Origin of the sequence: Microcoleus sp. AR_TQ3_B6, from assembly GCF_036702785.1 — a bacterium.
GTDB lineage: Bacteria > Cyanobacteriota > Cyanobacteriia > Cyanobacteriales > Microcoleaceae > Microcoleus.
This window is the reverse complement of record NZ_JAUBVJ010000090.1, coordinates 1-25,997: the sequence shown is the minus strand read 5'-3', so window position 1 is coordinate 25,997 and position 25,997 is coordinate 1. Positions and strand designations below refer to the sequence as shown.

17 protein-coding genes are annotated in these 25,997 nt (G+C 47.5%); 9 read left to right on the top strand and 8 right to left on the bottom strand.

The features are described 5' to 3' along the window. Positions 1 to 410: 410 nt before the first annotated feature. The gene (locus QUB56_RS29915) at positions 411 to 608 is read right to left on the bottom strand and encodes a hypothetical protein (RefSeq protein WP_332959986.1); all 198 of its coding nucleotides are present in this window, start codon (positions 606 to 608) and stop codon (positions 411 to 413) included. Positions 609 to 1,052: 444 nt separating this feature from the next. Between QUB56_RS29915 and QUB56_RS29910 the strand changes: the two genes are divergently transcribed. The 8 genes from QUB56_RS29910 to QUB56_RS29875 all read left to right on the top strand — a co-directional run bounded on the left by QUB56_RS29910 (position 1,053) and on the right by QUB56_RS29875 (position 9,318). Continuing rightward, positions 1,053 to 2,963, top strand: a complete 1,911-nt coding sequence (locus QUB56_RS29910) for an ATP-binding protein (RefSeq protein ID WP_332959985.1) — start codon at positions 1,053 to 1,055, stop codon at positions 2,961 to 2,963. A 168-nt stretch (positions 2,964 to 3,131) separates the two neighbouring features. Continuing rightward, positions 3,132 to 3,509: a hypothetical protein gene (locus QUB56_RS29905; RefSeq protein WP_332959984.1), complete on the top strand. Its 378-nt coding sequence runs from the start codon at positions 3,132 to 3,134 to the stop codon at positions 3,507 to 3,509. A 129-nt stretch (positions 3,510 to 3,638) separates the two neighbouring features. Next, positions 3,639 to 3,785, top strand: a complete 147-nt coding sequence (locus QUB56_RS29900) for a hypothetical protein (protein WP_332959983.1) — start codon at positions 3,639 to 3,641, stop codon at positions 3,783 to 3,785. Positions 3,786 to 4,416: 631 nt separating this feature from the next. Further along, the gene (locus QUB56_RS29895) at positions 4,417 to 5,040 is read left to right on the top strand and encodes an alpha/beta hydrolase (RefSeq protein WP_332959982.1); all 624 of its coding nucleotides are present in this window, start codon (positions 4,417 to 4,419) and stop codon (positions 5,038 to 5,040) included. Between the two features lie 45 nt (positions 5,041 to 5,085). Beyond that, on the top strand, positions 5,086 to 5,298 hold the full coding sequence (isiD, locus tag QUB56_RS29890; RefSeq protein WP_106150386.1) for a protein IsiD: 213 nt from the start codon (positions 5,086 to 5,088) through the stop codon (positions 5,296 to 5,298). A 480-nt stretch (positions 5,299 to 5,778) separates the two neighbouring features. Continuing rightward, entirely contained in the window at positions 5,779 to 7,065 is a 1,287-nt protein-coding gene (gene iscB, locus QUB56_RS29885; RefSeq protein WP_332959981.1) for an RNA-guided endonuclease IscB, read from the top strand. Positions 7,066 to 7,137: 72 nt separating this feature from the next. Next, positions 7,138 to 8,337 (top strand): bifunctional phosphopantothenoylcysteine decarboxylase/phosphopantothenate--cysteine ligase CoaBC, encoded by a 1,200-nt coding sequence (coaBC, locus tag QUB56_RS29880; protein ID WP_332959980.1) that lies wholly within the window; start codon positions 7,138 to 7,140, stop codon positions 8,335 to 8,337. A gap of 507 nt (positions 8,338 to 8,844) precedes the next feature. Continuing rightward, the gene (locus tag QUB56_RS29875) at positions 8,845 to 9,318 is read left to right on the top strand and encodes a hypothetical protein (protein ID WP_332959979.1); all 474 of its coding nucleotides are present in this window, start codon (positions 8,845 to 8,847) and stop codon (positions 9,316 to 9,318) included. Positions 9,319 to 9,538: 220 nt separating this feature from the next. On the opposite strand, the gene QUB56_RS29870 is transcribed toward QUB56_RS29875, so the two are convergent. The 7 genes from QUB56_RS29870 to QUB56_RS29840 form a co-directional block, all read right to left on the bottom strand. Further along, positions 9,539 to 11,353: a cadherin-like domain-containing protein gene (locus QUB56_RS29870; protein WP_332959978.1), complete on the bottom strand. Its 1,815-nt coding sequence runs from the start codon at positions 11,351 to 11,353 to the stop codon at positions 9,539 to 9,541. Between the two features lie 77 nt (positions 11,354 to 11,430). Continuing rightward, the gene (locus QUB56_RS29865; protein ID WP_332959977.1) at positions 11,431 to 12,606 is read right to left on the bottom strand and encodes a TIGR03032 family protein; all 1,176 of its coding nucleotides are present in this window, start codon (positions 12,604 to 12,606) and stop codon (positions 11,431 to 11,433) included. Between the two features lie 1,243 nt (positions 12,607 to 13,849). Beyond that, on the bottom strand, positions 13,850 to 15,718 hold the full coding sequence (locus QUB56_RS29860) for an Ig-like domain-containing protein (protein ID WP_332959976.1): 1,869 nt from the start codon (positions 15,716 to 15,718) through the stop codon (positions 13,850 to 13,852). A gap of 421 nt (positions 15,719 to 16,139) precedes the next feature. Beyond that, the gene (locus QUB56_RS29855) at positions 16,140 to 18,716 is read right to left on the bottom strand and encodes a TIGR03032 family protein (RefSeq protein ID WP_332959975.1); all 2,577 of its coding nucleotides are present in this window, start codon (positions 18,714 to 18,716) and stop codon (positions 16,140 to 16,142) included. A gap of 1,380 nt (positions 18,717 to 20,096) precedes the next feature. Next, a complete protein-coding gene (locus QUB56_RS29850; protein ID WP_332959974.1) occupies positions 20,097 to 21,167 on the bottom strand; it encodes an aromatic ring-hydroxylating dioxygenase subunit alpha in 1,071 nt (356 codons plus the stop codon). Further along, positions 21,167 to 21,853, bottom strand: coding sequence for a class I SAM-dependent methyltransferase (locus tag QUB56_RS29845; protein WP_332959973.1), 687 nt, complete (start codon positions 21,851 to 21,853; stop codon positions 21,167 to 21,169). Before QUB56_RS29845 ends, QUB56_RS29850 begins: the two co-directional genes overlap by 1 nt. Positions 21,854 to 22,159: 306 nt before the next feature. Next, positions 22,160 to 24,157 carry an FAD-dependent oxidoreductase gene (locus QUB56_RS29840; RefSeq protein ID WP_445243418.1) on the bottom strand — a complete coding sequence of 666 codons (1,998 nt, stop codon included), beginning with the start codon at positions 24,155 to 24,157 and terminating at the stop codon, positions 22,160 to 22,162. Between the two features lie 202 nt (positions 24,158 to 24,359). Here QUB56_RS29840 and QUB56_RS29835 point away from each other — a divergent pair, with 202 nt between their 5' ends. After that, the gene (locus QUB56_RS29835; RefSeq protein ID WP_332959972.1) at positions 24,360 to 25,940 is read left to right on the top strand and encodes a N,N-dimethylformamidase beta subunit family domain-containing protein; all 1,581 of its coding nucleotides are present in this window, start codon (positions 24,360 to 24,362) and stop codon (positions 25,938 to 25,940) included. Positions 25,941 to 25,997 lie beyond the last annotated feature (57 nt).

The window sequence follows — 25,997 nt, the reverse complement described above, 5'->3', positions numbered from 1 at the left end:
TGGTTGCTTTTTACTCTCGATCTGGGCTGTAACGATGGTTTGGTAAACAGTCCTGGAGGAACTAAACTAAAGAAACCGGGAATAGGAACGAAAATTATGCGTTGTTTGAACGGAAAAACTTAGCTCAGAAACTCGGGTTTCTGAGAGAGCTTTTGCGCCCGGGACTGGTAAAAAAAACCCGGTGTCTGCGTCTAGGACTATCTCTGTAGCCCATCCTGGACGATCGACCAAAAAAGCTTACCCCCCCTAAGAGGATATAGGGGGGGTCAACAAATGAGCTTAAATTACAGGGCCCACGCGCGCGCGCGGCGATCGGTCCGGTTTCTGATTCGATTATTCGCTAATCCTCCTGTTATGGCTCGTAGAAATCGGACCCATGAGCGTAAGTCCTAAATTAGCCCGATCGCCCGTTAGTACGATCGCTCGATCAAATTGCTCAACACTGTACACGCCCGTTCTAAGGGTAGGTGTCTGGGTTTGCCGTTCCAGACAATCTGATATTCGTTGCTGTTTTGGCCGTCACCGTAGCCAGAAATTAGCTTCCGGTGAAATGCTTCCTCAGCTAATTCGTGAACTTTATCCCTGAGAGTAGTTTGTGCGAGCTTCATAATTTGCTGCCTCTTAAATTCTCTTTCACAGTCATAAACAATTATAAGTGCGCTGTGCACCTCTCAAAAGTTATAGGTTTTTTTTTCTTGAGGGGGCAAGCAAGCAGTCATTAGTCATAAGTGCTTAGTCATAAGTGCTTATCAAAACTTATAGTTTTTTTTCTGTAGGGGCAAGGAAGTAGTAATTAGTCCTAAGTGCTTGCTGATAAGTCCTTAGTCATTAATGCTTAGTCAAATGTTGAAGGAAGAAGAAATATTTTCCCACTCGGACCCTCTCCCCATCTCCCCACTCCCCCACTCCCCCACTCCCCCTCGGAGGCGATGCTGAAGGCAGAAGTGGTCGGAGTATTGGTCTCAACTGCTGCAACATCTATGCCTGCAGGTAGTATCTAAGGGATCGACCAGAGAGTTACCGTTAAAAATTAGCTAAAAGGAGGTTAGAAAATGCTGCAAGAAAAAAGCAATGAAACAGCCCGCGTCAATGCTCGAAAAACCGATGTTTTTGATGTTTTCAACTTCAAACACTATATGGGGCCAAACCCTTATTTAGGAACAGCGGCTTTAGTTTTTGATTTAGCACTGACGGGGGCGAGCGAACCTTTGCCGATCGCACATTACCAGGAAATTATTGGCGATCGCTACCCGCAACTCCTGCACGAAACTTTCTCGAACCACGCCCAACTGTTCGGTCGTACCGCCTCAGAAGTAGCAAAACTCGACATGGGTTTGCACTTCCAACACTGGAACATCAAGCCGTTTTCTCAGTTTAACAGAATTAGCATAGAAGCAATTCACGCCCGCAGCGCGCGAGCCGTAGTTTACGCTGTTTGGGATTGGTTTGAAGCCATCAATCAAAATCAAGATTTTCCCTTGGAAGCACAAATAGACACGCTGCAAAATATATTCCGGCAGTCTGTTTACGGAGGCCCGACAGTTTATTCGTTAATGCGATCGGCATCCCAAAAAGGCATTCCCGTATTTTATTTGTGGGATGAAGGATTGATGCAATACGGGTACGGCAAAAAACTTGTTCGCGGCTCTGCAACTACTTTTGATTCTGACAGCCATTTAGACTCAGATTTTACTACGCGCAAAGACGATTGTAAAGCTTTTCTCGCTACCTTAGGATTTCCTGTCCCCAAAGGCGATATCGTCGCCACAGAAAGCGGAGCTCTGGCAGTTGCTAGAGACATTGGCTATCCAGTTGCTGTCAAACCAGTAGTCGGTCATAAAGGAATTGGCGTCACAGCAGATATCCGAGATGGTGAGGAATTGCAGGCCGCTTTTAAAAGAGCTGTTAAGGCAATTCCCGAAACAGAACCGGTGCGAGTAATTGTGGAAAACAGCATCAAAGGATCGGATTTTAGGATGTTGTGCGTTAACGGCAAATTTGTTTCGGCAACTGAACGCCGACCCGCTTGGGTAACAGGGGACGGCGACTCAACAATTCGCGAATTGATCCGCCGTGAAAACCGCAAACCTCAACGTTTGGATACGCCAACTTCGGCCCTGAGCAAAATTCAGTCCGACGAAGCGATGGAAATGTATCTGGCCGAACAAGGGCTGTCATTGGATAGTGTCCTAGAGCGCGATCGCATTGTGTATCTGCGCAAAGTCGCGAATCTTTCCGCAGGCGGCGTCAGCATCGACGCTACCCGCAATGTTCACCCGGATAACATTGTTTTGGCTCAAGATATCGCCCTACATTTTCGGTTAGCTTGTTTGGGGGTTGATGTAGTAACAGAAAGTCTCGCCAAATCTTGGAAAACAGGCAATTTTGGGATTCTCGAAATCAATGCCGCGCCGGGAATTTTTATGCACCTCAACCCGGCTGTCGGAGAAGGTGTTGATGTGCCTTCGCATATTATCGAAACTTTCTTTGACTCGGGCAAATCCGCCAGAATTCCGATTATTACTTTCAACCGGATTTCCGTACACGATCTGCAAGAAACAATCGACCATATTCTGTTGCAACATCCCGATTGGACTATCGGTGCTGTTTGTCGCGGTGGACTTTTTGTCAACCGTTCTGAGAAAGTTTTGAATAACAATTACAATCTTAACGTGCAAACTTTGCTGCGGAATCCCAAGCTCGATTTGTTAATTGCTGAATATCCCGGAAATATTTTGGAAGCTGAGGGAATGTTTTATCAGGGAAGCAATATGGTCGTGCTGGACAATCCGGGGGAAACTGAGATGATGTTGGTCAGAGAAAGCACTGATGATGATACGGTTGTGGTGAGGGAAGGAAATAGTATTTCTCTTCGCCGCCAAGGGTTGATAGAACAGTATACTCTGGGAGATGATGAACCGTTTACACGGGTTTATTTGAAGGAAATAGGGACTGTTTTGTAAGCTGGTCCACATTTAACTTGGCTTTAGAGGGCGGGTATTGAGTACCCGCCCCACCAGATAGCTGCTAGTTTTGCCGGGGAAGGGAACCGTCTGAGGATACATCAGGGTTCGCTGGCAATTTGTGCGATCGGGCTGCTGATAACTGGCAGCTTGACGATTTACCTGTTGATGTCTCTAGAATGTACTGCCAATGTAGAACAGCAAGTGTACGATCGCACAATTCAACTAAAAGAGCACACCGCTGAACTAGAAACAGCACTAAAAAATTTGCAGGAAACTCAATTTCAACTAATCCAAACTGAAAAAATGTCCAGCTTGGGGCAGTTAGTGGCTGGAGTTGCCGACGAAATTAACAATCCTGTCAGATTCATCTCTGCCAACCTAATCCATACAGGCGAATATACTCGAAACTTGCTGGAACTTGTGGAAATATACCAGCAGCAATATCCGAACTCAACGCCAGAAGTGCAAGCGAAACAACAAGATATCGAATTGGATTTATCGCTGAAGACTTGCCTAATATTGTTTCCGGTTGCATCGGAATGATATAGAGGACACCGCGAGTGCCTTAGTCCCTACAATTAATGGGGGTAGGGACTAAGGCACTCGCGGTGTCCTGACTGTGAGTAATATTAATTCCGATGCTACCGGAGTTGATATAAAATCCTAAAATCTATGAATTTTGGAGCTGACCGCATCCGCCAGATAGTGCTTTTTCGGCGGATTTTTTCGCGCTTGGATAAAGCTGAAAAGAAGTCGGTTGACATTCACCAAGGAATTGACAGCACCTTGATGATTTTGGATAAGCGGCTGAAACCCTAAGCTGATTTTCCTGGGATTAAAATCCTCAAAAAATACGGAGATTTGCCCTTGGTATAGTGCTGAGCGGGACAATTAAGTTAGGTATTTATGTGTGTTTTGAGCACTGCTATTGATGTTTGATGTGAAGCACTTAATCAAAAAATGTCGCTCGAAAAAACTTCCTCGATTTTGGCATTTATACCTAGGATTCATATTCGCACTGAACTTAAAACTTCTAATTGTGTATGCGCGCGAATCTCTGATACAAGTCAGCAGTTAACAGTTAGAGTTATATCATGTCCGGTCGATTACCCGACCTCAGGTAGGGGCGGGCTCACCAACAATATCTGCAAACAATCTCCAATCTCAAAAACCCGCCCGACCGGGATATTATGGTCAATCGATCGGACAGGATATTATTGGCTGGGGAAGCGCTAATTTCGAGTCAAATATCGCCCAAAACAAATATCTTGGGTTTTACTCACCTCGACAATTTATAATTGTAGTAAGCTGCTACGCATCTAAATTGAAGGCATAGACGGGCAGGATGACCGTTCCACGCAAGATGCCCGTATCACAATAATTGTAGAAAAATAGACTGTCAAATTAGATGCACAGCAGCTTAATGCCAGATTACCAATTACTAATTACGATGTCTTTACAATTTATTAGCATTCCGCCAACAACCGATCGCAAACCTGTCGCTTTGATTGTCGCTTTGCACGGATGGGGTGCTAATGCTCAGGATTTGGCTTCCTTAGCACCGGCTTTCAATTTGCCGGATTATCAGTTTGTGTTTCCCGATGCCCCGTTTCCCCATCCCCAGGTAATGGGCGGCAAAGCGTGGTATGACCTTCAAAGCAAAGACGCTCAGGGATTGGTAAAAAGCCGGCAATTGCTGAGGGAATTTTTGCTGTCTTTGGAAAGCAGCACGGGCGTGCCTTTGTCTCGCACGATTTTAGGCGGCTTTTCTCAAGGCGGAGCGATGACTCTAGATGTGGGATTAACTTTGCCCGTAGCCGGTTTAATTTGTCTGAGCGGTTATTTACACCCGATGTCGCCAGTTGCTGGGAGTGCTTTGCCACCTGTTTTAATCGTCCACGGTACTCAAGATTCTATTGTCCCCGTTACTGCTGCTGTGCGATCGCGCGACAGTTTGACTGCTTGGGGAGCGGCGGTGCAGTATCGAGAATTTATCATGGGACACGAGATTCGACCCGAAGTTGTAGATGTAATGCGAAGTTTTGTTGTAGAAACTGTGTCGAAATCCGATTAAAGGCTTAGGATATAGTATGGCGGAAGTCTCGGGCAGGGGAAAAAAATGAAAACTTTAACCAAAGCATCGCGCGATATTGCTGTACTCACTTCACAGGACGTGGCAGAATTGGCTGTCCGTTTGGAAGTGGACGATTATACAGATCCTTTTGAGGGATTGAATGATTGGCATTTGCTGCGCTCGCTTGCCTTTCAGCGGCCGGAGATGGTTGAACCTTATCTCCACCTTCTGGATATGGAAGCCTACGACGAAGCATAGGCTTAAAAATCTAGCTTAAAAATTTCGACGGAATTGAGGAAGAAGTTAGCAGCATATTTTGTTGCGGGTTGAACAGATAAGTTATGGATTTTTGTCTGTTTTCATCTCAACTTCTTTCTTGATTCTTTTTTATGAAAAAATGATACCACTTTCAAAAAATAATGCAAGTTTAGGGCGGCGATCCACGCACTGGTAGCGATGGGTCATCCCCAATTATTCAATTTTAAAATCCTGTAAACTACTCGCCGTTAATTCGGAGTACCGAATCTAACGGGGGCGTTTCAAGAGAAGCCCAGAGTTTACCCGACTAAGTACCTTGTGTACTACGTTTTGGAAACCATCACACCTACGGATACGAAGCCAGTCTGTAGCTCTGTGGTCAACGATTAAACAGACATATCGGGTCGAAGTCAGTGTCGTTGACGCGACAAACTTCTAAAACATTGTCAAGGCTAACATTACCCGCAAGGAGACTCACTCGTGAGTAAAGTTTTCGTTCTGGACACCAACAAACAGCCTCTCAATCCTATTCATCCAGGTAGAGCGAGAATGCTGTTAGCTCAAGGGAAAGCTGCTGTACTTCGTCGCTATCCCTTCACACTAATACTGAAAGAGGAGGTGTTAAATGCTCAAGTTGAACCACTGCGAGTAAAGATCGATCCGGGTGCCAAGACCACTGGACTAGCGCTGGTCAACGATACCACAGGCGAAGTTGTTTGGATAGCTGAACTACAACATCGTGGCTTCCAAATTCGGGATGCTTTGACTTCACGCCGTCAATTACGACGGTCACGCCGTAACCGTAAGACGCGATATCGCAAACCACGCTTTCTCAACCGCACTCGACTAAAGGGCTGGCTACCACCCTCTTTAAACAGTCGCGTTGCTAATATTTTGACTTGGGTTAAACGACTATCTGCACTGTGTCGAATTACTACCATTTCTCAAGAATTGGTCAGATTTGACACACAACAGATGGAAAGCTCCGAAATTAGCGGGGTTGGTTATCAACAAGGAACTTTAGCGGGATACGAAGTCCGTGAGTTTCTTCTTGAAAAGTGGAATAGAACTTGTGCTTACTGCGGTGTGAAAGACACCCGGCTTGAGATTGAACATATTCAACCTCGATCGAAAGGTGGTTCTAATCGAGTCAGTAACTTGTGTTTAGCCTGTGTCCCTTGTAATCAGAAAAAGGGGAATCAAGACATCAAGGACTTCCTCAAAGGTAAAGCTGACCTGCTTAAACGGATTTTGGCACAAGCTAAAAAACCTTTAGTTGATACAGCAGCCGTCAACGCAACCCGATGGAATCTGTACAAAAACCTTCAAAGAACAGGCTTATCTTTAGAGGTTGGCACAGGTGGTCGCACCAAGTACAACCGCACGATTCGAGGTTTAGACAAGACGCACTATTGGGACGCTGCTTGCGTTGGAGCATCCACTCCAGAACAGTTAATTACCACGGTCGTCAAGCCGTTGCTGATTGCAGCTATTGGTCACGGCACTCGCCAGCAATGCCGTACTGACAAATTTGGCTTTCCGGTTCGTTATTGTTCCAGAACTAAGTTCCATAAAGGTTTTCAGACGGGTGACATCGTTAAAGCGGTTGTCACCTCTGGGAAAAAGATTGGAACCCATGTTGGTCGGGTAGCCACTCGCGCCACTGGTAGCTTCAATATTTCAACACCCGATGGACTGGTTCAAGGAATTAGTCACCAATATTGCCAACACATTCACAAGAAGGATGGTTATTCGTATGCCAATTAAGTGCTGCCCCTCCTTTCCTCCCGCCGCCAAGCTGGGTACAGCTATGGCGGGGGTCTCCAGGAGGGAAGAAAGATGAAGGGCAGACGAATTTTAATCGGCGTTAGTGGCGGGATTGCGGCTTACAAAGTTTGCGAAGTAGTTTCCTCTTTAGCGAAAGCTGGAGCTGAAGTTAAAGCTATTCTTACTGATGCGGCCCTTGAGTTTGTGACGCCTTTGACTTTTGCTACTCTCTGTCGCCATCCTGCTTATACTGACAAAGATTTTTGGCAAGCTTGTCACGGGCGGCCGCTGCATATTCAATTGGGAGAATGGGCGGAAGTTTTTGTTATTGCTCCCCTGACGGCTAATACTTTGGCTAAGTTGGCGGGGGGTTTTGCTGATAATTTGCTGACTAATACTGTCTTAGCTTCTAATTGCCCCATTTTGCTGGTACCGGCGATGAATACGGATATGTGGGAACAGCCGGCGGTGCAGCGGAATTGGCGGGAAGTGTTGAGTTATCGGCGCTATCATGCGGAAAATCCGGGGGCGGGAATGCTGGCGTGCGATCGCGCGGGGGTCGGCCGCATGGCAGAACCTTGTGAGATTTTGCCTCATATTGAATCGCTGTTGTATACGAAGGGCGATCGAGATTTAGCGGGCCTTCGGGTGTTGATCGGTGCGGGAGGAACGCGGGAACACCTCGATCCGGTGCGGTTTATCGGCAATCCTTCCAGTGGCAAAATGGGTATAGCTTTGGCGCAAGCTGCAGGGCACCGCGGCGCGACAGTGACGCTGGTACACAGTATAACTGGCGAATTGCCGCTCTCAGGTGTGCGGGCGATCGCAGTTACCAGTGCACAAGAAATGCGGCAGGCGATGCTGCAATGCTTTCACGATGCGGATTTGACGGTGATGGCCGCGGCGGTAGCGGATGTGAAACCTGCCGAGTACAGCAGTGAGAAATTGCCGAAGCGATCGCTCCCGAATTGTTTACCTTTGGCACCGGTAGCGGATATTGTGGCAGAGTTGGGAAAATTGAAACAGCCGCACCAAAAATTAATCGGGTTTGCAGCACAAACTGGGGATATTGTCAAGCCTGCTTTGGAGAAATTGCGGGCGAAGAAACTGGATGTAATTGCCGCCAACCCGATCGATCGAATAGGTGCCGGTTTCGGCAGCAATACCAATCAAGGAATATTAATTAATGGCGCTGGCAAGCAAGTAGAAATAGCACCTTGCAGCAAGCTAGAAATGGCTCACCGATTGTTAGATTTTGTGATGGAGGGGTGAGGGCGATCGAACTGCGATGATGTTACCAATTTCGGATTTTTCGCCTTCCTGGGGGCGGGTTTACCAGATGGTTGATTTTAGGCGTGGATGGTTGATGAAACCAGCCCCGACAAAAATCTGTAGGGGCGGGTTTTACGAATAATATTTAATACCCGCAAACAACCTATATAAACCCGCCCCCACACTGCGAGGATGCTACCAATTTGGGATTTTTCGTGGTGTGGGGGCGGGTTTTCCCGATGGTTGGTCTGAGGCACAGATTGTCTGTAAAACCCGCCCCTACAGACATTGGAAGGTACTCGCGCTAGCTATCGCTGGTAGGCATTTTCAGTGAATTTCCATGGTTGTACTTCCATAATTTTATCCCAGTCGATCGGCAATTTCTATCGTAAGCGCGATCGACAAGGCATTAAGTGGGCAAATCATACTTAAGACAGAGGTATTCGATCGACAAAATAGTAAACCTTGTTTGAGGAAACAAAGTTTAAATCTAACAGGGGATTGTGAATGAGTTTTAAATCGATCGCAAAAACCAATCTACTATTCGGCAGCCTGATAATTAGCCTCGGATTGCAAGCACTTCCAGCAGCAGCGCAATCAGTCACCGACGCGCAAGTTTCCGCCCTCGTAGAAGCGCTGCGACAAGCCGCCCCGCCACAAACCGCAAATGACGGAATGTACAGTCAGTGGCAAGTTTTACCGAGCAATATTTCCCGGTGGGCCAAATTCTGTACCAAAAAAGATTTAACACCCCAACAATTTGAGGCCGACGCTACAAAAGCCAAATCAATTGTTACCTGTATTGTGGGCGATTTGCTGCGCGACGAATACAAAGCTAGCAGCAACAATGAATTAACCGCTGTGCGCCGCGCCGCTTGCTGGTGGATGACAGGGAACTCCGCAGCTTGTAAAAGTGGGCCAACAGCTACTTATGCCGATAAAGTTATCAGCGTTTACCAGCAGCAGCGGCCTAAAAAGTAAAGTTTGTGCAGGCGGAATTTAGATTTTTTTGACCGCAGCCCTAAATTTTATATCATGTCCGGTCGATTACCCTGATTCCTGTAGGGGCCCGTGAGCCAATAATATTTGCCAAAAACGGACAATCTCACCAACGGGCGCCGGCAATTGTATTATGGGCGATCGATCGGACATGATATCAGCCACAAGCGCTGCTGACGAGGAGCACTGGGCCGCTGTGCTTCTAGACTTCTACGAAATTTGAGGCAGTCAGAGTATTAGTATTCACCCCAGTCAGGACGGCTAAAACGTCACTACCAATACGAATCTGATTCCCCGAGAACGACAGATTCCCAAACGTTAAACCCCCAGTCAGACCGATTTTATCGGTATTCAACTTGAAGTCAGTAATCGTATCGATGCCCTCGCCGGAGGCAAACACGAAGATATCCGGGCCGTTGCCACCGGTCAAGGTGTCGTTGCCTAGTCCACCCCTCAAGGTGTCTGAGCCATTGTCACCATTGAGTAAGTCGTTGCCGGCATTCCCGAATAGCAAGTCACTACCATTGCCACCAATCAAGGTGTCGTTTCCAGCATTACCGATGAGGCGGTCATTACCGTTGCCACCGTTGAGCGAGTCGTCCCCTGCTGTACCCGTGAGAGTGTCGTTGCCACCCGTACCCATTTGATTACGGCCGACGGCGACATTGACAATAGCGCTGCTGGTGCCACCTTGACCATCGCTGATGCTGTAGTTAAAACTGGCGTCACCCGTGAAGTTAGTGCTGGGGGTGAAGATGACATTGCCATCAGAGAAGGTAACGCTGCCATTGACAGCATCACTGACCCCCGTCAGGCTGAGGCGATCGCCATTGGGATCGGTGTCGTTGGCTAACAGAGTTGAAGCCGCAATGGTGACGGCAGTATTTTGAGCCGTGGTAGCGCTGTCGGGGTTAGCCACGGGGGGTTGATTGGTGGGAGTCGTTCCCTTACCAAACAGCACATAACTTTGCCCTGCATAGATGCCGTTGGGGTCGGCACTTCTTGCCCCGATAATCAGGTCATCAAAGCCATCGCCGTTGACGTCCGAAGCGCTGCTGACCGAGTAGCCCGATCCGTCATACGCCGCGATGCCGTTAATCGCAAAGCCGTTGCTGCCGTTGAGCGCGGACAGGTTGAGCTCCGCACCAAAGCCACTGTTGCTGCCAAACACCACATAACTTTGCCCTGCATAACCGATGCCGTTGGGGTCGGCCAAGGGTGCCCCGATAATCAGGTCATCAAAGCCATCGCCGTTGACGTCCCCGGCGCTGCTGACCGAGTGGCCTGAGAGGTCATACGCCGCGATGCCGTTAATCGCAAAGCCGTTGCTGCCGTTGAGCGCGGACAGGTTGAAACTGGCACCAAAGCCACTGTTGCTGCCAAACACTACATAACTTTGCCCTGCACCACTGATGCCGTTGGGGGATGCCAAGCGTGCCCCGATAATCAGGTCATCAATGCCATCGCCGTTGACGTCCCCGGCGCTGCTGACTGACCAGCCTGATTCGTCAGGGGTCGCGATGCCGTTAATCGCAAAGCCGTTGCTGCCGTTGAGCGCGGACAGGTTAACGCTGGCACCAAAGCCACTGTTGCTGCCAAATACTACATAACTCTGCCCCGCCAAACTGATGCCGTTGGGGCCTGCCAAGGGTGCCCCGATAATTACGTCATCAAAGCCATCGCCGTTGACGTCCCCGGCGCTGCTGACCGACCAGCCCGATCCGTCATACGCCGCGATGCCGTTAATCGCAAAGCCGTTGCTGCCGTTGAGGTCCCAGAGGTTGAGGCCCGCAGTAAAGCCACTGTTGCTGCCAAACACCACATAACTTTGCCCTGCATCACGGAGGCCGTTGGGGTCGGCAAAGAGTGCCCCGATAATCAGGTCATCAAAGCCATCGCCGTTGATGTCCCCGGCGTTGCTGACCGACGAGCCCGATCCGTCAAACGCCGCGATGCCGTTAATCGCAAAGCCGTTGCTGCCGTTGAGGTCTGACAGATTGAAGGTGGGTCCAAACATAGTGTTAGTTCTTCCTTGCTCTTGTTAGTTGAAAGTTTTCACATCCCGACTTCTTTCCAGAAGTCGGTTTTCAAGCTTTAGCCGATCGAGATCACGCGGCGAATTTCGTCAGTTTTCAACCCAATTGCCATCGGTCGCCGCACTCCTGGCAACACTTGCACGTCGTATAATTCCTCTACAACTCCTTCAATGCGTAACGAGTGGACGATATCCCCACTTCTGAGGTCAATCACCAGCAGTCCACATCGCGCCCCGGCCTGTTTTGCCTGCAACTGCTCATCCAAGGCCAAACCGGAAAACGTCTTGTTGTGCCTGGGTTTGGATATCCCCACTACGGCAAAATCACCGCAGAAACTCAAACCCCGCAGATATCCCGGACAAAAGGCTACCGCTTCAAATACTCCCCGTTCCAAGTCTAGATAACCAAATTCCCCGCGACCTGAATTGAGCAACCACAGTTTATCCTTGTACCAACGGGGTGAGTGAGGCATCGATAAGCCTGTGCCGATCGCCTGATTGGTGCTAATATCCATCACGCAGCCGCCATCTTGGCGTTTATCCCGCCAGCCCTCCGCCACATCCGACTGACTCACTGCGGTGACGTAACGGGGTTGACCGTCTCGCACCGCCAAACCATTGAGATGGCATCGGTCTTCTGCAGCTAATTTGGAAATAAACGGCGGTTTCCACAAGGGGACAAAGCTTTTCGTTTCGCTAATTGTGGCAAGACAGCTAAATAAGGTATTGACGAAGACTACCCCCCCTAACCTCCCGTTATTAAGGGAGAGAACTTGTGGTTCAACTTGTTGGTCCTCCCCAAGCTTGGGGGGTTCAACCAGCACTACATCATGAATATCTAAATCTCCCGTGATATACCCCACTTGCGGTACATAAACGGCATCGTAGCCATCCGCTATTTGCCCGGGTTCTAGGGCATTTTCAAGCCGCCACACTTGATACAGCGAACTCATATACAGGCTGCTGTTGTGGGCATACAATCCCATACACCGTTCAAATGTCCGTTCAAATACCGACAGTTCCCCGTTTTGTCGCAATCCAATGAAAAAGACCTTCCCCGCCTGATAGGTGGTGAAAACTAAACTGAGATTTTGTGAAGCTAACCAGGAAGTGAACTGCCGAGAGGCGTTGATTTCCAAAGCGGGTGTGGCGGTTGTACCTACTGCCTGTGGGAAATTACTAGAGGAAGCTGCGGTAGATTGTCGAGTGCGATCGCTATTTGGCATTGATGACATAGTTCAATCTCTATCTGTAGGTGGTTCATGGAATCACGTGATGAGCCACCTAAATTAGCCCTCCTGTCTTCAGGAATGCTTTGGACTGACTCGTTGAGTCCGCCGATGGTGACCTCGATCGCCTCTTGAATTCGGTCTTAAGCTCGATCGGTGCTTTCTTTCACAAGCAGCCGAGGTGAGCTTGGGGCGGCTAGGGCGATACCCTCAAAACAAGTCGCCTATCAATTGATTAATACACTCTTGCCATCTGCCAATAGTATTATTTATCGCCGCACTAGAAAAATTCTATCCGATCGCACTCCAAGCCAAATGTAAATATATAAAACTTCATCTATTTTTCACGAGTTCACCTAAACAAATTGACTGAGTGTATCAAAGAGTAAATTTGTCACTTCACAAAAGTTGAGGAGTTTACCGGTTTGAGATGTACTGGTGACAGAAGTTGGGTAGCGAGACGATCGCCCTGGTATGGAAAAAGCCATACAGCATCCTCTAGCAATCCTCGCATCATTTGCATAATTATTGTAGGGGCAATCCCCCCGTGGTTGCCCGATAGATAGGGGGTAGGCAAAGAAAGGCACTACCCCTACAAATTTATCTGAATCATTTAGGATTGCTATACTGTGTTTTCTGGCGGTTTTCCGCAGTTTTAACTAATCCCACTGTTCGTTGCTTAAGTCTCCAAGGGTTGATGAGCGTTAAGAGGTTGCGATCGCCTATTTTCTAGGATACAACGAGGCAAAAAAACACGCCCTAGGGCGTCGGTTCAGTAAAAAGAGTTGACAAAAAAGGACAGTGTATGTAGTTAGCTTGTCAATAGCCACAAGCGCTGCTGACAAGCGAATTTCAAAGGTGGTACCCGCCACGTGATTTATCCGTGGAATCAATCCCAAATCGCAAATCGAAAATCCTCAAGAAAGAGCATTTATCTCGCGCAAGTCAATCTAAAGGCGTTGCTTAATCAGGGTATGAAAAAAATAAGTTTAACATCCAGAAGCTTTGTGGATACTGGTTGCTATGACTGGCATATTTAGCCTTTCATACCGTAAATCAGCAACGCCAATCTGGCGTTGCTTAATCAGGGTATGAAAAAAATAAGTTTAACATCCAGAAGCTTTGTGGATACTGGTTGCTATGACTGGCATATTTAGCCTTTGATACCGTAAATCAGCAACGCCAATCTAAAATCGAAAATCGAAAATCGAAAATCGATTGACCCGTCGCACTCAGCCGGTGCGCCCTTCTAGACTGTGACGAAATTCGAGGCAGTCAGAGTATTAGTATTCACCCCAGTCAGGACGGCTAAAACCTCACTACCAACACGAATCTGATTCCCGGAGAACGACAGATTCCCAAACGTTAAACCCCCAGTCAGACCGATTTTATCGCTACCCACAGTGAAGTCAGTAATCGTATCCGTGCCCTCGCCTGCTGCAAACACGAAGACATCCTTGCTGGTGCCACCCGTCAAGATGTCGTTACCTAGTCCACCCCTCAAGGTGTCATCGCCATTGTCACCAGTGAGTAAGTCGTTGCCGGCGTTCCCGAATAGCAAGTCACTGCCATTGCCGCCAATCAAGGTGTCGTTCCCGGCATTGCCAATCAAGGTGTCGTTACCGTTACCGCCATTGAGGGAGTCGTTCCCTGCTGTACCCGTGAGGGTATCATTGCCGCCCGTACCTATTTGAGTACCGCCGACACCGACGGTGACAGTAGCGCTGCTGCTGCCGCCTTTACCATCGCTGAGGCTGTAGTTAAAGCTGGCGTTGCCGCTAAAACCAGTAGTGGGGGTGAAGGTGATAAAGTCATCGGCACTGTTGGTGGGAGTACCGTTGTTGTTGAGGACGGCGGTGCCTCCGGTGAAGTTGCTGACGCCGGTGATACTTAAGGGGTCGTTGTTGGCATCGGTGTCGTTGGCTAGCAGGGTAGCAACAGTGATGTTAGTTGCTGTGTTTTGATTGGTGCTAACCGTGTCAGCATTGGCGATGGGGGGAGCGTTGACAGCGACGGTGACAGTAGCGCTGCTGCTGCCGCCTTTACCATCGCTGATGCTGTAGTTAAAGCTGGCGTTGCCGCTAAAACCAGTAGTGGGGGTGAAGGTGATAAAGTCATCGGCACTGTTGGTGGGAGTACCGTTGTTGTTGAGGACGGCGGTGCCTCCGGTGAAGTTGCTGACGCCAGTGATACTTAAGGGGTCGTTGTTGGCATCGGTGTCGTTGGCTAGCAGGGTAGCAACAGAGATGTTAGTTGCTGTGTTTTGATTGGTGCTAACCGTGTCAGGATTGGCGACGGGGGGAGTGTTGACAGGCGCTGTCGGACCGTTTTGGTAGTAGTGGATTGAGCCATCATAAGCCCCAACAAAGGCATCCAAATCCCCATCGGAGTCAATATCGGCAAAGGTTGGGACGGCGTTATAACCCACAGAAAAGCCGTTAAAGGGGTTGGCGGTGCCGGTAAGTTGGGTAAATGTGCCGCCGGTGTTTTGGTAGTAGGCGATTGTGCCACCACCTGTCCCAATAATGGCATCTAAATCGCCATCAGAGTCAAGATCGGCAAAGGTTGGGAAGCTATAATCACCCACATTAACGCCGTTAAGGGGGTTGGCGGTGCCTGTAAGTTGGGTAAATGTGCCACCGTTGTTTTGGTAGTAGCTGATTGTGCCAGAACTTCCTCCAACAAAAGCATCCAAATCGCCATCAGAGTCGATGTCGGCAAAGGTTGGGGAGCTCGAATACCCCACATTAACGCTGTTAAGGGGGTTGGCGGTGCCGGTAAGTTGGGTAAATGTGCCGCCGGTGTTTTGGTAGTAGCTGATTGTGCCAAATTCTGTTCCAACAAAGGCATCTAAATCCCCATCAGAGTCAATATCGGCAAAGGTTGGGCAGCTGTTAGTGATCCCCACAACGCTGTTAAGGGGGTTGGCGGTACCGGAAAGTTCTGTAAAAGTGCCGCCGTTGTTTTGGTAATAGCGGATTGTGCCAAGATTTGTCCCAACAAAGGCATCTAAATCCCCATCCTTGTCGATGTCAGCAAAGGTTGGCGCGGCGCGAAAAACCACATTTATACTGTTAAAGGGGTTAGCGCTGCCGGAAATTTCTGTGAAAGTTGCCATTGTTTTATGCTCCTAATTGGATGGTTTACTTGGTATCAACTCCCTGATACCAATTTTTTATGAGGCCCCGTAGAATCCGATCCCCCCTAGCCCCCCTTAATAAGGGGGGGACAAGATTCCGATCGAGAGTCCCCCTTGGGAAGGGGGATTTAGGGGGATCGAGATATATGCAACTTCACATTAAATTGGTATGAGCAAGTCGGGAAAGCTTGAGCGGTTCATCTGGAATTTTTTGATTTTTTCGCTCATTTTTCATTCGCAGGCGTCTAGCAGGGGTGAAAATGTCTTAACTCTCTTCGGCGGCGAACGAGAGTTTATCAATTTCAAGTTTTTGGGTTTAATTAATTGCATAGCCAAGGGAGAGGATGGGTAATAATTTGTGCAATTCCGGTAGGGGCCATTCCCCCGGAGCAAGCCCCTATCATTGGACGCTGCCGGGGTCACCGCCCCTAGGTTTTAGGGAATACCGGGACTCGGAGCAGTAAGTTAAATACGATCGCAAATGACGGCGGACAAATTGCAGCATCGGTGCATTCTCCCTAGAAACGGCAAATTTATACTGCGGCACAAAACTGCTTATTTGGCGTTTAATTGCTGACGCTAATAAAGAAATTCCGCGACCCATTCTCTGAAATTTCGGCAAGACAAATAATGTGGAATAGTGAATTGTATCTTCAGCAACGCGATGCGTCACTATCCAGCCGACTATTTCGTTTTGATAGCGCAATCCCAAACTATTGAGCGGTTCGATTCGCGCTTCATCTTTGAAGGGGGAAAGCATTTCTGGATACTCTTTTCGCGCCAAAATGCTTTGTTTTTCTTCGGCTGTTAACTCGCTCCAAGGGAAAATTTCAAACTTTTCGGGTAAAGGATATTTATGCAGCCAAGGAGCTTGAGCAATTTTTTCTGTGACAGTTTGCCCTAAGAAAAAAGTGGTCTGGGGAGCTAACCAGCCGCATTTTTGCAGCAGCGGTTCTAAAGCGAGGGTAGTAATTTCACTACTTTGATAAGCGATTCCTACCTGGGTACATCCTTGCTTAACTAAATGGTTTTCCAAATAGGCTACCAACAAAGTGCCAATTCCTTGATGTCGGTGCGCGGGAACTACGAATAAGGAAAGAATTTCGGCAGAAGTGGATGAAATTGTCTCGGAAGCGGGGAGAATTTCAGCAATTACCATTCCTATCATTTGACTGTCAATGGTGGCGGAAATTCCAAAGAGTTGGCCGCGTTGGGGGTGGGTTTGCCAGCGTTTTTGCAAGCTGGGAAAGGTAAAGGCTTCGTAGGCGATCGCATTGTCGGGAGTCAGGTGATAAACGGATTGGTATTTGACTGCGGGGCGCGGCGTTTTGGGGGCTTGTGTTTCTCGATTTGGGTTGGGTTGTTGGGTGGGCGGTGCGATCGCGTTAGCGTGCGACAAAGTGCCGATCGCTTTTCTCGCTTCGGCATTGTCGGGTTTGAGACGCAGCACTTCCCTGAAATACTTTTCTGCTATGTCATTTTCTCCACGCGATTTGTGCAGTTTGCCGAGGTTGAGATGGGCGAGATAGAAGCTAGAATCGAGGCGCAAAGTTTCCTCATATCCGGCTTTTGCTGCTTCGAGATTTCCTTGCAATAGGTAAGCGCTGGCGAGATTGCACCGGGCGGCTGCTTGATTGGGGTTTACTTGTAGCGCTTGCTGGTAATAGGCGATCGCTTCGGGAATTTTTCCTTGTAATTGCCGGAGATTTCCCAGGTTATTGTAGGCGGCGATATAGTTGGCATCGAGGGAAATTGCTGTTTGGAAACAAGCGGCGGCTTCTTCTAATAACCCTTGTTTTTGCAATTCCCTGCCGCGCTCAAAATTCGCGGCGGCGGTTTCTGGAGGGGGGCAGCTACGAGGGGCCGCCCATACGCTTTCGTCGGTTTCGATGATTTTTACAGGAGTTTCAGGGGGGTGATGAATGCCCGGTCTAATTGATACAATGCGGTTAGAACCGGGAAATGTGATTAACCGTTCAATTTCATCTGTTTGAAATCCTAACGCTATTGGGTGGCGCACTCCGGGCAATACGGCGATGTCGAATAATTCTTTGACAACTTCTTCAAATATCAGCCAGTGAACGATGTTGCCGGTGGTTAAATCCACTACCATTAATCCGCATTGAGATTGTTGCTTTTGCGCGTCCAAGCGATCGTCTAATGCCAATCCTTGAAAATTGTCATGTCTGGGTTTGGAGAGTCCGACGATGGCAAAATTTTTGTGAAATGCTAACCCTCGCAGGAAACCGGGGCAAAAAGCGATCGGCTGAAATTGTCCGTTTTCCACATAGCCTAATTCGCCGCTCCCGGAGTTGAGTACCCACAGTTTTTCTTGATAAAATCGGGGCGAGTGAGGCATGGTTAAACCGCTACAAATGATTTCGTTAGAACGAATATCGATAATGCACCCGCCGCCTTGCCTGTCTAATCGCCAACCTGCGGGGACATCACTTTGGGAACAAGCAGTTACGCAAGCAGGTTCGCCGTCTACCATTGCTAAACCGTTGAGGTGACAGCGATCTTCGGCGGCGAGGGAGGAGATAAACGGCGGTTGCCAGATGGGGCGAAAACTGTAGTGGCGATCGAGGGTAGCGAGACAGCTATATTGGGTGTTGATAAATACCCAATTTTGCGATTTATCTACGATTAAGTCGTGAGTATTTATGTCGCCGGTGGTGTAAGCAATGCGGGGAACGTAGAGTTTGTCGTACTCTAAATAATCTCCTACCTCCTGGCTGCAAAGGTTGTCAAATTGCCAGAGTTGATAGCGGGTACTCATGACGAGGCGATCGCTTGTGGCAAAGAGTCCCATCGGGCGCTCGAATTCGCGATCGAACACTGATAATCTCCCGTCGGGTTTCAATCCGATGAGGAATAACCGATTGGTTTGATAGGTGGTGAAGGCGAGGCTGATTTTCTGTGCAGCCAGCCATTCATTCAAGTGAGTTGAGGCGGTAATCGGAATAAGAGAACTCATAAATTCACCCTAAAATATTTAGAAACAGTGCCAATAACTAATAATATTCATTCCGGCAGCACCCAACTTAGAGGGACATGGGAAAAGAAGTAAATAGTAAAAACTAAAAACTAAAAGTTATTTCTTTTTACTTTTGACTTCCAAGGGGGATAAAGGGAAAGGATGATTTTTTGATTGCGGGCATGAGTCAAGCTCGGATATTCCTTACTCCTAACTTTTTTGACTTAATTTACCGCATTTGATGTAACGCTTTTTTGGCGCGAATTGTTATTTGTTCGCAGCACAAATTTAGCTTGGCTGCTGAACAAACTTACAAAAATGAGGGCAATAGGTTAGGATATTTCTCTGATAATCCCTGTTGCTAACCTCTATCTTCTGGCGCTATGTCTGCGTCTCAATCTCTTGTGATGTTTTATCCCCGAGAAATAAAAAAACTGTTTGTTGTTGCCGCTGCGGGCTTTTAGCATTCGCTTCACAAAAAAAAGAAGTGGAGATGCTGTCCCACCCTAGAAGCCAGGGTTTGGGCCAAGCAAAGCAGCCACTAAATTCGAGCCTGAATGTAGCAGCCCTGAGCAAATATGGAGTTTGCAACGACTCATCAGTCGAATTCTCCTGAGTGTAGCTTGCATATGCCAAAGGGGTGATTTGCCCTGTTAACTTTACCCCTCAAGATTATCTATATAGATAGATGTCAGCCGGAAAAAAAATTCATTTTTTTAGCTTAGCAGGGGGATAGATCAGAGTCAACTATTCCCTGCCCTCAGAAGTGTGAAAAATTGATAAAAAATTTTACTGATAAAAAATTTTACATTTAGAGTCAAGCAAGGATGAGCTCGTTTCTTGGCTCTAAATTTGGCTCTGAATATAAATGAAGATGGATCCAGGGCAGTTGATTTAGGAATGAGAATTAAATAACTTACACAAGGAAAGTGGGGTGGGCGTCCCGCCCGCCCTTTTTGGACGGGCGGGACGCCCATCCCACAATAACAATTAAAATTGTAAGTTATTTAATTTGCGAGCCTTAAAAGGCTTGCGGCCAAATATCGGCTTTTTTGCGATCGATAAAACCGTGTGGCGATGCTTTCCCACGAACGATAACGTTCACCGCAGGTGTCACCGCGGGACACCTGTTCCGAGTATCGAGAGAATGCTGTTCACCACTTGTCGGCGGTCGTTATTGGGTTTACCTGTTCGGGGTTTCAGTGGTGGAAGTAGCGGTTTTAACGCATCGCACTGTTCGCTGCTTAAGTCTCCAAGGGTTGATGAGCTTTAACAGCTTGCGATCGCCTATTTTCTAGGATACAACGAGGCAAGAAAACACGTCCTAGCCTGTGCAGGCTGGTTCATTCGTCCCGCCGCAGGTTTCAATCCGAGCCTGAATTATCCATTTTCGACCTGACTTCTGATCAACTTTTGCACGCTGGCTAAAGCTCGATTTAATTCATAACTTTTTCTTTCTGAATTATGCAAAAAAGCCTGCTGTTCTTCCTCAATCATTAACACATCCTGCCGCACCAAACCATCTAATAACTTTTGAGCAGCACCGAAACAACTATCTTTGATAAACCTGCGAAACCAAATCGGCAATTTGTGCAGCCGCCAAAACGCATTTAATGAGGTAAAATGAATTAAATAAGCGCGAGTTGCTGTCTCGCTGACCGGACAAACCAAGCAGTAAATCTTAAAGTCGCTCCCCAAAGTTGAAACCCAGTGCGGGTAAACATAACTCACCGACAGCAGTTCCGGGTGCAGTCGGCGCAGAGATTTAAAAAACAACTGAGAAATTGACCAGATTTTATCTATTTTGTAATAACTTTGTGCCTGATAGCGAGCAGTTACTTGATGCTCGTTTTCTTCTAAAGTATCTAACACCGGATTTGCCCAAGCTTGCCAATCATCATGCAAGTGTCCGTGGTACATATCCATCAAGTTTTCAATTAAAAATGAATAGTGTGCCTGACAGTCGATGACTGAAACTGTGGCAATATAGTTGAGATGTTCCCACTCGGGCAAATCCAGTAAATGAGTTTTTTCTGCTTGCGTTTCCTCCCCGGGAAACAGCCAGATAAAACCGTTTTGTTCCTTGACAGGATAGGAGCGAATTTTGCAGTTAGGTAGCTTTTGATTTTCTGCTAAATAATCGACTTCGGCGCATTCTCCCCTTGCATTTAACCGCCATCCGTGGTAAGCACATTCGATTAAATCGCCTTTAACTCGGCCGTGGCTGAGTTTAACTTGCCGGTGGGGACATCTATCTTCTAAAGCGTTGATTTTTCCTGCCGTGTCGCGGAAAAGTACGATCGCCCGATTCCAGATTTTCGCCGCGACGGGCTGAGTTTGCACCTCGCTGCTGCGGGCGATCGCATACCAGCGATCGAGATTAATGCCCAACTGGCGGATGTGAGTTTTTTCTCCCCTTGCAGATACCGATTTTATCGCGTTGTTTTGCATTACAAATATTCCCAAATTACGCCCATAAAACCACCCAATTTTACAAAATAACAGCCGGGAAAGCAACGACAGTAAAGTTTTTTAAATTGCCGTTCTGACAAATACCTGCTGCTCGCTAAATATTTCAACCAGCTTGGCGAAAGTCTAAATCTTAATAATCTTAAAGCATTGCGAGTTCCGTAGGTGGAACAGTCGGGAATAAAATCTCTCGCTGCACGTATTATGTTGCATATTGTAGCAGGTTTTTCGCCTTCCGATATATTATCTAAAAACACGATTTTCCCCTGCGGCTTTAACAATTTTTTAATTTCTAAGAGGGCGGCGGCGAGGTTGGGCAGTTGGTGAAAAGTGGCAGCACTAACTATTAAATCAAATTGGCTATCGAGCGCTAATTGACTGGCATCCATTTGGATGTATTCGATATTGGGGGCAGAGCGTTTTTGACTGGCGATCGCCAGCATTTTTTCTGATAAATCGACGGCGACTACATTATCGTAATACTGGGCTAATTCAAAAGCAAGAATTCCCGAACCGCAGCCAATATCTAATGCTGCACCTTTGCAAGCAGATAGGTTTTTAGTAAAGAAATCGTTCTGGCTTTGCAAGCTGGCCGCGAAATCGTATTCTCTTGCAAAAGCATCAAACATTACAGATTTATTGCGGATTTTGCAGTTATTCTTCAGCATCTATTATTGCTTTATACTCATTCAATAATATTTTAACCGCATATCCACCCCCCTCAACGCAGATATTTTTTTGGGGCCGCAAGCTGTGCCTTTTCTCCTCAGCGAAACGACACCCGCAAACCGTAACTTATCTTAAAAAAACAACGCAACTGTAGAAAAGCTCCAAACCCTTATTGAATCAGTCATTCCCATTTTTTCAAATCTAAAATCTAAAATCTAAAATCTAAAATGGTATGGCTGGGGCGGGTTTCACCGAGAATAGCAGCCGATACTTGACGATTTATAAAACCCGCCCCGCTGCAAGCCTTAGATTTTTAACACGCCTTCGGGATTCACCGTCAAGAGCGATCGCCTCTGCAAACCCTCCTGATATAAAATCGCATTAGCTGCCAACAAACCGCTGCTCACGGCCCTTTCCATTAAACCGCAAGGAAACGGCATTTTTACCCAATCTCCCGCAAACAAAAGATTGGGAACAGCGCAGCAAGTTTCCGGTCTTTCTGCATAACTACCGGGCGGATACCCAGAAAAATTCTTTTGATTTACCAATTCCCGGTGCAGCATATTTGCCTCTTTTAATTCCGGTACAATTTCGTACAATTCTTGCTCAAAAGTCGCTAGCAACACTTGCTGGTTCGGAAATTCTTTCTCCTTGTAACAATAAGCGTGCAGTTCCACTACGCTACCGCCAGTTTCCTGATTCCACTCGATGAACTGATCCTGAATTTTGTGGTAAAGCGTAATGCTGTCAGTCAGTTTGTAGCCGGAAAGCGAAGTGAAATTGCTGTGTTCCCAGGGAAATTCGCGATCGAACCAAAAGCGGGCTACTGCAAACGGATCGGCTATTTTCAAGCTCTCGATCCGGCCCTGCACCTGCGGATTCACCTCGCCGCGGCTCAAACTAAACAAATGCTGCATCCCCGGAACATCTGCCGCAAAAACATAGTAATCAGCCTTCAATGTTTCTCCGAAATTTTGCGGCGGCGATTGCTTAACTGCTGCTAACTGTACCTCATCTGCTTTTTCATCCAGTACCTTAAATCGAGGCAAATCCCGCTGAGCAGGCCCGCTGACAACTCGCCCTTCGGCATCAAAAACTGCCCCGTGACAAGGACAGTGAAATTGACCGTCGTTCTGTTTCTGAACTGTGCAGCCTTGGTGAGTGCAGCTCAGAGAAATTGCCTCTTTTCCAGACTGTGCGGCGGCAAATACGCTGTCCCCTGCGCCGAAATATTCGGTAGAGTTGCTGTCAGTTAATAGGGCGTTCCGCTTCACCCAAAAAGGTATTTTACTTTGCACGTCTCCCGACTGGTAACTCAGAGAATCAATCTGACCGTTTTCCCAGCGAATTTCACTGACTGCGACATCTGTCAATACTTTTCCGCCTTTGGTTTCAATGGCTTTGGCAATAGGCTGCACCAAACTCGTACCCATATCTTGCCGCGTACCGTTGAAGGCCAAACCCTCTGGATTTCCGAAAAAGTAAAAGTGGAAAAATTGCATTAATTCTCCCGCGCTCAATTCGTCGGGAGCGTTGAGGCTGGACTTGGCAAAAGGCAGAAAATACAAGTCATAAAGCCCGCGCGGAAATTCACCTTTTACCCAGTCTGCAACTGATATGTTGTCGAGGCGAGCGAAACTTTTTTTACTCTGAAAACCGCCGATTTCCCGAAATACTTGCCAGTGAGCAGGTTTTGTAAGATTGATTCCCCACTTGAGCCGGTTGGGAGAAGATATCCCCAAGTCAACTATATTCCAGGGGAAAGCTGAATGGTTGGGACGAAAAACTTCTGGTTTGTATTTGCCGTCTCGAAACACAACGGCGTAGGATTCTAAAGATACAAAGTTATCGGTAATTTCTAGTTCTTCAACTACGCTTTTGAGGTTGTAGTATTGCGGAAAAAAACCGTGGAAACCGTGTTCCATCATAAAAGTTTCGTTGCCGACTTGTATCGGCCAACTAGCAATTTTACCGCCGAGTTGGGGCGATTTGTCCAGCAGCGTCACGGCGAAACCCCGCTGACTGAGCTCGTAAGCACAGGCGAGCCCTGCCAAGCCTGCCCCTACTACTGCAACGGTTTTGTGCTTATTCAGCATTCGCGGCAAGTCAAGAGAATCTTGCACAAAAACGGCGGGCTCTGGCTTGGAAAATCGAGAGTAGCCCAGCAGCCCGCCAGTGGCACCGACTCCGAGGAATTTGAGGGCGGTGCGTCGAGAAAATGGTTGGGATAGCGGTGAATTAGTTGATTGACTCATCAGCGGTACGCGGTAACGGGCTTTAAACACAAATACGCCATAAGGCATATATCATAGACCGAAATCACGATATGTGAAGAAATACTAAGACACATTCCCCAGTCGGATCGCGATCGCACTTGACACGGGGCTATCGGACACACTCTATCTAAGGTATGATATCTTTTGGGTTAATGTTAATTTATGTTATGCCCGCTCAACCAAAACCCAACTGTAAAACCCATCACCTAAAACCCTATACTTATTACCCGTGACAGTTAAACTATTGTGGAAATTGCGCCGCCGAGAGTTTCTTAAAGCTTTCTCAATCGGTTTCGCAGCCCCTTTTTTTTCTAACAGCGCAGCACCTTCTCAACACTATTTAAATTCTGAAAAAAGTGCGGTCGCCACCAATCCCATAGCCAGAGAAAACCAAAAAGCCGGCACCGCCGACTGGGAGTTAGAAAATCCTGCCACCAAGCGAGAAATCGAAGGTTACGCCTCTTTGACCAGCGTCAATGTCGGCGGCGAAATTAAATTATTTGTCAACACGAAAGAACCCAATTATACTATAGAAATATTCCGCACCGGATGGTATGACGGACTCGGCGGGCGGCGGATGAACGAGCCAATTATTCGCAAGGGAACCAGACAGCCTCTGCCTATAGAAGATGAAGCATCGGGACTGATAGAATGCAATTGGAAAGACCCGTATATTTTGCGAATTCCCGATCGCGGCGATGACTGGATAAGCGGTATTTATTTAGCTAAACTAACCGCCAGCCGAACTGGAAAGCAAAGTTATATCATATTTGTAGTCCGGGATGACGATCGCAAATCAGACATTTTATTTCAATCCAGCGTCACCACTTATCAAGCCTACAACAATTGGGGCTACAAATCGCTTTACCGCTGGAACAGTCAGGCCAAACAAGCCTACAAAGTTTCCTTTAATCGGCCCTATGCCATGAGTCCCAACCGCAAAGCCAGTTACGGCATAGGTGCGGGGGAATTTATCACAAATTTTCAGCCAAAAAGGAGAACTTCGAGCGCTGGTTGGGAATACAATATGGTCAGGTGGCTGGAAAAAGAAGGCTACGATGTTACTTATGCCACCAACATTGACACGCATTTTAACTCCCGATTGCTGTTGTCTCACAAAGCATTTTTGTCCGTAGGTCACGACGAATATTGGTCGCGAGATATGCGGGCAAATATAGAAGCAGCTAGAGATGAAGGCGTCAGTATCGGCTTTTTTGGTTCCAATATTTGCTACTGGCAGATTCGCCTAGAACCCAGCCGGATTACCGGCGAAGTAAACCGAACTGTAGTTGCTTATAAAGAAATGGCCGATTTAGACCCTCTGGGCGGATTGAAAGTAGAACTTGGCGCCGTTAATTCGCCGGTAGAAATAGCGGCAGGCGAGCAATTAAATTATGGCATCGACAAACCCGAACGCGCTGAAATAGCAACAACTAATCATAAATCTCCAGCACATTATTCTTTAGTAACAACTCGCTGGCGAGACCGCACTGTCGGCAGTCCCGAAGATGCTTTAATCGGCGTTATGTACGAGACATTTCAAGTTAATTCTGATATTGTCATTGATGAAAATGCCCCCGGTTGGCTGCTAGAAAAAACTGCGTTAAAAAAGGGCGACAAGTTGCCGGGACTGTTGGGTTATGAAGTCGATCGAATGTTTGGCAATGCCCCTAAAAATATAGTTCGGGTCGCCCATTCTCCATACCCTCACGGCGGGGGAACTCGGTATGCTGACATGACGATTTATACAGCAGATTCGGGCGCGAAAGTATTCGCCACCGGTTCGATGCAGGGTAGTGCTTTTTTGTAAAGGGCGGAGAAAAATAGTAAAATAGAGCGACGATCGTGAAAGAGGAATGATGGAATG

Coding starts and splice junctions, on each gene's coding strand:
- QUB56_RS29915 (WP_332959986.1), bottom strand. CDS start 608: ATGAAGCTCGCACAAACTACTCTCAGGGATAAAGTTCACGAATTAGCT.
- QUB56_RS29910 (WP_332959985.1), top strand. CDS start 1,053: ATGCTGCAAGAAAAAAGCAATGAAACAGCCCGCGTCAATGCTCGAAAA.
- QUB56_RS29905 (WP_332959984.1), top strand. CDS start 3,132: ATGTCTCTAGAATGTACTGCCAATGTAGAACAGCAAGTGTACGATCGC.
- QUB56_RS29900 (WP_332959983.1), top strand. CDS start 3,639: ATGAATTTTGGAGCTGACCGCATCCGCCAGATAGTGCTTTTTCGGCGG.
- QUB56_RS29895 (WP_332959982.1), top strand. CDS start 4,417: ATGTCTTTACAATTTATTAGCATTCCGCCAACAACCGATCGCAAACCT.
- isiD (WP_106150386.1), top strand. CDS start 5,086: ATGAAAACTTTAACCAAAGCATCGCGCGATATTGCTGTACTCACTTCA.
- coaBC (WP_332959980.1), top strand. CDS start 7,138: ATGAAGGGCAGACGAATTTTAATCGGCGTTAGTGGCGGGATTGCGGCT.
- QUB56_RS29875 (WP_332959979.1), top strand. CDS start 8,845: ATGAGTTTTAAATCGATCGCAAAAACCAATCTACTATTCGGCAGCCTG.
- QUB56_RS29870 (WP_332959978.1), bottom strand. CDS start 11,353: ATGTTTGGACCCACCTTCAATCTGTCAGACCTCAACGGCAGCAACGGC.
- QUB56_RS29865 (WP_332959977.1), bottom strand. CDS start 12,606: ATGTCATCAATGCCAAATAGCGATCGCACTCGACAATCTACCGCAGCT.
- QUB56_RS29860 (WP_332959976.1), bottom strand. CDS start 15,718: ATGGCAACTTTCACAGAAATTTCCGGCAGCGCTAACCCCTTTAACAGT.
- QUB56_RS29855 (WP_332959975.1), bottom strand. CDS start 18,716: ATGAGTTCTCTTATTCCGATTACCGCCTCAACTCACTTGAATGAATGG.
- QUB56_RS29850 (WP_332959974.1), bottom strand. CDS start 21,167: ATGCAAAACAACGCGATAAAATCGGTATCTGCAAGGGGAGAAAAAACT.
- QUB56_RS29845 (WP_332959973.1), bottom strand. CDS start 21,853: ATGCTGAAGAATAACTGCAAAATCCGCAATAAATCTGTAATGTTTGAT.
- QUB56_RS29840 (WP_445243418.1), bottom strand. CDS start 24,157: ATGCCTTATGGCGTATTTGTGTTTAAAGCCCGTTACCGCGTACCGCTG.